The organism is Dokdonella sp. (assembly GCF_051958935.1).
Lineage (GTDB): Bacteria > Pseudomonadota > Gammaproteobacteria > Xanthomonadales > Rhodanobacteraceae > Dokdonella_A.
The window spans coordinates 1-3,603 of sequence record NZ_JBQCFP010000052.1; the positions used below are offsets into that span (position 1 = coordinate 1).

3 protein-coding genes are annotated in these 3,603 nt (G+C 68.4%); all 3 read left to right on the top strand.

Features of this window, described 5'->3' with window-relative positions; translation table 11 throughout:
* A partial coding sequence (gene argC, locus ACTHK2_RS04690; protein ID WP_440244538.1) for an N-acetyl-gamma-glutamyl-phosphate reductase occupies window positions 1-805 on the top strand: 805 nt, incomplete at its 5' end.
* Between the two features lie 106 nt (window positions 806-911).
* Entirely contained in the window at window positions 912-2,273 is a 1,362-nt protein-coding gene (gene proS, locus ACTHK2_RS04695) for a proline--tRNA ligase (RefSeq protein WP_440244539.1), read from the top strand.
* Window positions 2,274-2,447: 174 nt separating this feature from the next.
* On the top strand, window positions 2,448-3,603 hold a 1,156-nt coding region (gene argH, locus ACTHK2_RS04700), incomplete at its 3' end, for an argininosuccinate lyase (RefSeq protein ID WP_440244540.1).

Consider the following 3,603-nt stretch of genomic DNA (forward strand, 5'->3'; position numbering starts at 1 on the left):
CGAAAACCTCGCGCACGAGGACGTCGCGGCGAAGGGCGCGGATGCGGTCGTGCTCGCGCTCCCGAACGGCAAGTCGGCGCAACTCGTCACGGCGATCGACGCGGCGAGGCCCGACAGCGTGATCGTCGATCTTTCGGCCGACCATCGTTTCGAAGACGCCTGGTATTACGGCCTGCCCGAACTTACGCGCGCGTCGTACGACGGCCAGCGCCGCATCAGCAACCCGGGTTGCTACGCGACCGCGATGCAGCTCGCGATCGCACCGCTCAAGGACGAACTCGCGGCACCGCCCGCGTGTTTCGGCGTGTCCGGCTATTCCGGCGCGGGCACGACGCCGTCGGACAAGAACGACCCGGCCAAGCTGCAGGACAACCTCATGCCGTATGCGCTGACCGACCACGTGCACGAGCGCGAGGTCACGCGCCGGCTCGGCGTGCCGGTCGAGTTCATGCCGCACGTCGCGCCGCACTTCCGCGGCATCACGATGACCGTGAACCTCTGGCTCACGCAGGCGTCGACGCGCGAAGCGATCAAGGCGCGCTACGCGTCGTTCTACGCCGGTGAGCCGCTCGTGCGCATCGTCGACGAAGCGCCGTGGGTGAGCATGATCGCGGGACGGCACCATGCCGAGATCGGCGGCTTCTCGCTTGCGCCGGGCGGCAAGCGCGTGGTCGTCGTCGCGACGCTCGACAACCTGCTCAAGGGCGCGGCGACGCAGGCAATGCAGAATCTCAATCTCGCGCTCGGGTTCGACGAGTTCACCGCGATTCCGGAACCGTCGCCTGCGGAAGCCGGGGCCCAGTGACACGTGATCGCTGGCCGAAGGCGCTGGGTCCCCGCGTTCGCCGGGACGACGGCGATGAAGCGTTTTCGAGAACGATGATCATCCTTCCACTACGAAAGCATACGCCATGCGCCTTTCCCGCTATTTCCTGCCGACCCTGAAGGACAATCCCGCCGAGGCGCAGATCGCCTCGCATCGGCTCATGCTGCGCGCAGGACTGGTTCGCCAGGAGGCGGCCGGCATCTATGCCTGGCTGCCGCTCGGCCTGCGCGTGCTCCAGCGCATCGAACGCATCGTGCGCGAGGAACTCGATCGCGCGGGTGCGATCGAGCTGCTCATGCCAACGCTCCAACTCGCCGACCTCTGGCGCGAGAGCGGACGCTACGACGCCTACGGCCCGGAGATGCTGCGCATCCGCGACCGGCATGAGCGCGAGCTGCTCTACGGACCGACCAACGAGGAGATGGTGACGGAGATCGTGCGCGCGGGCGTCAACTCGTGGCGCGAGCTGCCGCGCAACCTCTACCAGATCCAGTGGAAGTTCCGCGACGAACAGCGCCCGCGCTTCGGCGTCATGCGCGGACGCGAGTTCCTCATGAAGGACGGCTATTCGTTCGACCTCGACGAAGCCGGTGCGCGCCGCTCGTATCAGCGCATGTTCGTCGCCTACCTGCGCGCGTTCGCGCGGCTCGGCGTGAAGGCGATCCCGATGCGCGCGGAGACCGGGCCGATCGGCGGCGACCTCTCGCACGAGTTCATCGTGCTTGCCGAATCGGGCGAGTCGGACGTGTACTGCGACCGCCGCGTGCTCGACCTGACCGTGCCGGGTGCGGACGTCGACCATGACGGCGATCTCGAACCGCTGATCCGCGCATGGACCTCGCGGTATGCGGCGACATCCGACGTGCACGACCCCGTCCGCTACGAAGCCGAAGTGCCGGAAGGGCAGCGCCTGCACACGCGCGGCATCGAGGTCGGCCAGATCTTCTACTTTGGCACGAAGTACTCGCAGCCGATGCGTGCGCAGGTGACGATGCCGGACGGCAGCGCGCGCCTGCTGCACGGCGGCTCGTACGGCATCGGCGTGTCGCGTCTCGTCGGCGCGATCATCGAAGCCTGCCACGACGACGCGGGCATCACCTGGCCCGATGCGGTCGCACCGTTCGACGTCGGCATCGTCGACGCCAAGGCCGGCGACTCTGGGACCTCGGCCGCGTGCTCGCAGCTCGCCGCGCGACTCGAAGCACAGGGCGTGTGCGTGCTGTGGGACGATACCGAGGCGCGTGCAGGCGCGAAGTTCGCGAACATGGACCTCATCGGCCTGCCGTGGCAGGTCGTCGTCGGTCCGCGCGGCCTCGCCAACGGCGTCGTCGAACTGAAACGTCGTGCGACGGGCGAGAGGCTGGAATTGTCGCCGGACGAAGTGGTTGCGAAGTTCGCGGCGGGTGTCCCATCCGGCACTGCAATGGCGGCGCCGCCGCGGCAGTGAAACTTCTCCCTCGAGGAGAAGGGATCGGCCGGCGGAAGAGGGTTCGCGGCGACGAAACCTCGATGCAGGCCGGAACCTGATCCGCGCTTCGCGCCACCTTCTCGCGGCGGGAGACGGGAACCGGCCCCGGCGCAGTCGAAGTCCTACGCATCACTGATCGAAGCAGCGAACACCATGACCGACCTACTCTGGCAAAAACCGGGCACCCGCACCGACGAGCGCATCATGCGTTTCCTCGCCGGCGACGACGTCGTGCTCGATCGCGAGTTCCTGCTCTGCGACATCGAGGCGAGCAAGGCGCACGTCGGCGGCCTTGCGAACATCGGCATCGTGACGCGGGACGAGGCGGCCGCGCTCGTGCGCGCACTCGACGCGCTCGCGGACGACTTCCGCGCCGGGCACTTCGTGCTCGACGGACGCTACGAAGACGGACATTCGGCGATCGAAGCACGCCTCATCGAGCGGCTCGGCGACGCCGGCCGCAAGGTGCACACGGGGCGCAGCCGCAACGACCAGGTCCTCGTCGCGACACGCCTGTGGCTGAAGGCTAAGCTCGGCGAACTCGTCGCGTATTGCATCGACGCGGCGCGTACCTGCCTCGCGCGCGCCGCCGGCGAAGCGCTGCCGCTGCCGGGCTACACGCACCTGCAGCGCGCGGTGGTGTCGTCGACCGCGCTGTGGTTCGCCGGCTTTGCCGAAGCATTCATCGACGATGCGCGGCGCGCGCGCGATACGCTCGCCTGGATCGACGCGAACCCGCTCGGCACCGCGGCCGGCTATGGCGTCAACCTGCCGCTCGACCGCGCGCACACGACCTCGGCGCTCGGCTTCGCGCGCGTGCAGGTGAATCCCGTCTACGCGCAACTCTCGCGCGGCAAGTTCGAAATAGGCGCGCTCGATGCGCTCGCGAGCGCGCTGCTCGACCTGCGCCGGCTCGCCTGGGACCTGTCGCTGTTCACGACCGCCGAGTTCGGTTTCGTGCGCCTTCCGGCCGAATACACGACCGGCAGTTCCATCATGCCGAACAAGCGCAATCCCGACGTGATCGAACTCATGCGGGCGAGCTACGCCTGCGTCGCCGCGGCGCGCACCGAGGTCGAGCAACTGCTGTCGCTGCCATCGGGATACCAGCGCGACCTGCAGTTCTCCAAGGGCGCAATCTTCCACGGCTTCCGCCATGGCCTCGGCGCGCTCGCACTGCTACCCGACCTGCTCGCGCGCCTGGAGTGGAACGCGCCCGCGATGCGAGAGGCGATCGAGCCCGCGATGTATTCGACCGACGTCGCCATCGAACAGGCTGCGGCCGGCGTGCCGTTCCGCGAGGCGTACC

What these genes read in the sequence shown, in the direction of transcription:
- proS (WP_440244539.1), top strand. Translation starts at nt 912, where the DNA reads ATGCGCCTTTCCCGCTATTTCCTGCCGACCCTGAAGGACAATCCCGCC.